Genomic DNA, 4,405 nt, shown 5'->3' with positions numbered 1-4,405 from the left:
GCCTCCAAAGGAGAGGCTGCCTCTTGATCGCTCCACTTCGTATCCAGTAATTGCTGAACCGCCATTAGATGTTGGTGCAGTCCATGATAGTGATACCTGCGCGTTGCCTCCTGTTGCTTGTAGATTCTGTGGAGCTGATGGAACAGTTGAGGTGAAAGTACCAGTGGAATAGTATGTTGTCAGGGTAACACTCTGTGTAGGTGTGATGGTATAGTAGCTGTTAGTTGTTCCATCTTGCCAGTGATTGAATATGTTAATGCCATAGTTTCGTACATGGACAATGTATGTTGTTCCAGATGTAACTGTGAACGATGCAGGTGTAAAGGTATCTGATATGGTAGTACCATCAGTATAGCGAATTACAACTGACATGCCATTGATTGGTGTTCCTGAGAGGTCTACTGACTTTACAGATATGGTTACCTGTGTGGTGGCTGGTGGTGGAGATACAGAATTGGTTGTTGTATATGCGGTATCTGATGGACTACTGGTACCAATTGAGTTTATTGCTGATACTCGGTATGTGTAGGCAGTACTTGGAGTCAGTCTAGTATCAGAGTATGTTGTAGCGGTTGAACCAGTGTTGNAGAGCCACCGTTATTTGCAGGAGTTGTCCAGGACAGGTTGATTTGTGATGTAGATGTAGTTGTAGCAGTAAGACCGGTTGGAGGTTGTGGTGCGGTAGGAGTTCCAGACGAACTGGTTACAGAATATACGTCGCCGCCATAAATGCTTACAGAGCTTGATGCGATTATGGAATTGTTTGAATCATATACGTTGATAGTACCTGCTAATGGAAATTCATACATGCCAACATTTAGTGTAGCAGTGCCTGCACTCACAGGAGCAGTTGCAAGAATATTTCCTGTAGTACCAACTATCTGTACCGTAACAGCATTANCTGCTAATGGAAATTCATACATGCCAACATTTAGTGTAGCGGTACCAGCACTCACAGGAGCAGTTGCAAGAACATTTCCTGCAGTACCAACTATCTGCACTGTGGCAGCATTGGAAGGATTGTTTGTAACCTGGATGTTTTCATCGGTTGTAGAATAGTAATTGGAATAAGTTGTATAGTCCATTGAACTCGATGATGTGTCCGCTTGGACAAATGCATGAAGTGGAGTAGGCATATTCAGATTCATGGTACTATTTGAAAAAACAGATTTACCACCGATGTAGACGTTGAGATAATTATTTCCATTTGTCATGATTGTACAGTCTTCGGTTTGAGGCAGTGAATCTCTTGGAGGTGCATAGAGAGTTTTCCATGTAGAACCAGCGTTAGTCGAGTATTGAACAATCCAATAGTATCCCGTGTGATCCGCATATGCTTGACAGCCTACAATTCCAGCATAGTTTGATCCCTCGACGTACAAGCCAGGATTGAATACCCCGTCTGCTACGGAGGCATATGGAATTGTCAAGCCAGCATGGAAAAGATGAGCATTTGCCTTGGCAGCAGCTGCATAGTGGTTGACCCATTGTCCGCTTTTAGGAGATTGCACTCCAAGGTGAAGTCCTTGTGAGTCTTCATGTAAATCATACAAGGTTGCAGTGCCTCCAAAAGTCCAGCCCGAAGTGTTCCCAGTTGTGAACGAATCAGACGAGACAAGACCTGATTGGATTTTATTAACAGAGCCAGTAGTTGCGCTTGCAGTACCTATTGTTGGCACTAGTATTCCAATCATGACGACCATTATCATTACACCTGATAATGCCAGTGTGATACTATCAGATTTTATCAAAACTCAATCTCCATGAAGTACCATACCAATCAACATACCATCACGTCGCAGAATATTTTTGACTATGCACATATTTGTACATAAAACGAATCTGAATTAGAATTACGTAACACGAGTATAGTTTTTGACTTGGGTGTTTTGGTCTATCAAATTCATCTTTTACAAATCAGATGAAAATTTGATCGGCACTTGTTAAGATCGTCTTTGCAGAAAAAACATGACAAAGACACATTCAGGCAGTTTTAATTTNCATCTTTTACAAATCAGATGAAAATTTGATCGGCACTTGTCAAGATCATCCTTACAGAAAAAAATATGACAAAGACACATTCAGACAGTTTTAATTTCGAAAAAATAACATGGAACTATGTTTCATGTAATAGTACCCTAATACCTTTATAGAAAGAAAGGTGTTCTCATGTAATGAAAAACCGTAGTAGGATTGAAATTACCAATATGATGTTAGATGCTGCAAGAAGCGGTGCTACCAAAACACAGATAATGTACAAGTCATATCTTTCTTATTCTCAACTTGTAGAGTATATGAAATATTTACAACAAAATGAACTAATAACACAGGAAGAAGGTACACAACTGTACAGACCAACTGCGAAGGGATTGAAATTTTTGAATCTGTCAGAGGAGCTAAGTGAAATGACATTTGCGACTAGACTTGTCGAATCATAATAGAATCTAAACTCCAAAACTTGATACAGCAAACTCTTGCAAAATAAACAGCAAACATCTTACAAGAGTTATTGGTACAGTTTTTCTAGTTGTAGTTTAGCACATTTATGTTTCCAGTTAGATCCATAAAGTAGAGTTTTCCATTCCACTCTTGCATATAGATTGGACCCTGGTTCAGGCCATACAATAGCGGTACAGCTTGTCCTATTGGATATCCGCTTGCAGGATCTGTTGTCGGTGGAGCTACACTTGATGGTAGAAGTGCGGCGATAAAGCCCACACCATAGTCTCCAAATATNCGCTTGCAGGATCTGTTGTTGGTGGAGCTGCACTTGATGGCAGCAGTGCAGCAATGTTACCTATACCATAGTCTCCAAAAACGTATGCGCCATTCAGATTTGGATATGTTGTTCCATGGTAGAAAACACCAGCAGAGAGTGCATCAAGATTAGCAGTTGGGCCAGTCAGTGGCTCTACTCCTTGATGTGCATACCAGTATAGTGGTGGCACATAGTTTGCTACGTTTTGTGGGTTACCAACTGGTGGACTCTCATAGTTAGACCATCCTGCATTAGTACCAGCAGTAGTTAGATCCTCAATTCTCNGTGGCGTATAGTTTGCCAAGTTTTGTGGGTTACCAACTGGTGGGCTCTCATAAGCATCCCATCCTGCGTTAGTGCCACCAGTAGTTAGATCCTCAATTCTATCCCATGTGTTAAAGCCTACATCAGAAGCATAGAGCTTGCCTGTCTGTGAATCTATATCAAAAGTATATGGATTTCGTACTCCATATGCCCAGATCTCTTTTTTGATCGATGAGTTAGTACTTGATGCAAATGGGTTTGTACTTGGAATTGAATATAATTTACCATTCACTGGAGAAGCAAGCGGTGTTATATGCAATATCTTTCCTTGCAATGTTGTCAATTTCTGTTGTTCAGTAAATGTCCACCCGTCACCTGTTGATATGTAGAGGTTACCCTGTGAATCAAACTTTAGAGTACCTCCATTGTGACCGTTGTTAAATGCCGGAATATTGCCCAGTACAAGTTGTTCACCTACTGACTTGTCTGCTATAATATTTCCAGAAGAGTCAGTTGTAGCATGATATCTTATGAGTTCACCCACCACAGAGTTCGATACAGTTCTTGTGACGTAAAAGTAAACATACTGTGAGGCCGAGGATGTTGCCCAGTTTGGATCAAATGCAACTCCTAGCAACCCATTTGTTTCATAATTTGTTTGTAGGTTTGGTACTTTGACAAATGGTACTGTTTGTTTTACAAACTGTCCGTTTACATTCTTGAATACAAGTACATTTCCAGTATTTTTTTCATTGACCATGAATGCACCAGAACCATCTACGCCAGGTCCATTGTCAGGAATAAAGGCAAAGTAGGCTGGGAAATTAAGTCCTTTTATGAGAGTTTGAGCACTAAATGCATGAGCATTTGGATCAACATTAAAGGAAGTAGAGAATGCATCACCCTTTGCATCGGAAATTGTTATAGTGTGGGAACCAGGTAAAGCTCCACTTGGTATAGTAAAGTTTCCTTCAAAATTACCATCTACATCAGATGTTATGGCAGCAGATGGGGTAATTGTANTGTAATTGTTGTACCATCAAACTTTATCGTAATAGCAGAATTTGCCGCATATCCATTACCTTGGCTTGTCGGAATTAATACAGATGAGCCTGCTTTACCTGATGTTGGAAAGATGTAGACGTGTGGTGATATAGTAATGGACTGGCTAGCAGCATTCTTTGATGCATCTTGGGCAGTAATGGTGTGTGTGCCTGTAACAGATACTAGTGCAGACATTATTGCAACAAAATTTCCATTAGAATCTGTTGTTATTGTCAAGGGAGTAGTGGAATAACCATTATCTTGCGAACCCACTCCAATAGCCGTACTATCATATGATATGGTAATCAGTGAATTTGGTGCAAATTTGGTTCCGGTTAT

At 40.6% G+C, this 4,405-nt stretch carries 3 protein-coding genes and 1 pseudogene; 1 reads left to right on the top strand and 3 read right to left on the bottom strand.

What is annotated here, in order from left to right; translation table 11 throughout:
- Nucleotides 1-587: 587 nt before the first annotated feature.
- Nucleotides 588-809 (bottom strand): annotated as a pseudogene (locus tag DYY66_RS12830) (hypothetical protein); the annotation flags it as partial.
- Between the two features lie 1,365 nt (nucleotides 810-2,174).
- On the opposite strand from DYY66_RS12830, the gene DYY66_RS01150 reads away from it, so the two are divergent.
- Entirely contained in the window at nucleotides 2,175-2,438 is a 264-nt protein-coding gene (locus DYY66_RS01150; RefSeq protein ID WP_166285479.1) for a winged helix-turn-helix domain-containing protein, read from the top strand.
- 605 nt (nucleotides 2,439-3,043) lie between these two features.
- On the opposite strand, the gene DYY66_RS15575 is transcribed toward DYY66_RS01150, so the two are convergent.
- Both DYY66_RS15575 and DYY66_RS01135 read right to left on the bottom strand, forming a co-directional pair.
- The coding region (locus DYY66_RS15575) for a PQQ-dependent sugar dehydrogenase (protein ID WP_394352528.1) at nucleotides 3,044-3,782 on the bottom strand (739 nt) is incomplete at its 3' end.
- A gap of 263 nt (nucleotides 3,783-4,045) precedes the next feature.
- Nucleotides 4,046-4,405, bottom strand: a 360-nt coding sequence (locus tag DYY66_RS01135) for a hypothetical protein (RefSeq protein WP_218583557.1), incomplete at both ends; no start/stop codon positions are given.

The sequence above is a fragment of the Candidatus Nitrosotalea sp. FS genome, from assembly GCF_011319475.1.
Taxonomy (GTDB): Archaea; Thermoproteota; Nitrososphaeria; order Nitrososphaerales; family Nitrosopumilaceae; genus Nitrosotalea.
This window is presented reverse-complemented; position numbering and strand designations above follow the sequence as displayed.

Coding starts and splice junctions, on each gene's coding strand:
- DYY66_RS01150 (WP_166285479.1), top strand. CDS start 2,175: ATGAAAAACCGTAGTAGGATTGAAATTACCAATATGATGTTAGATGCT.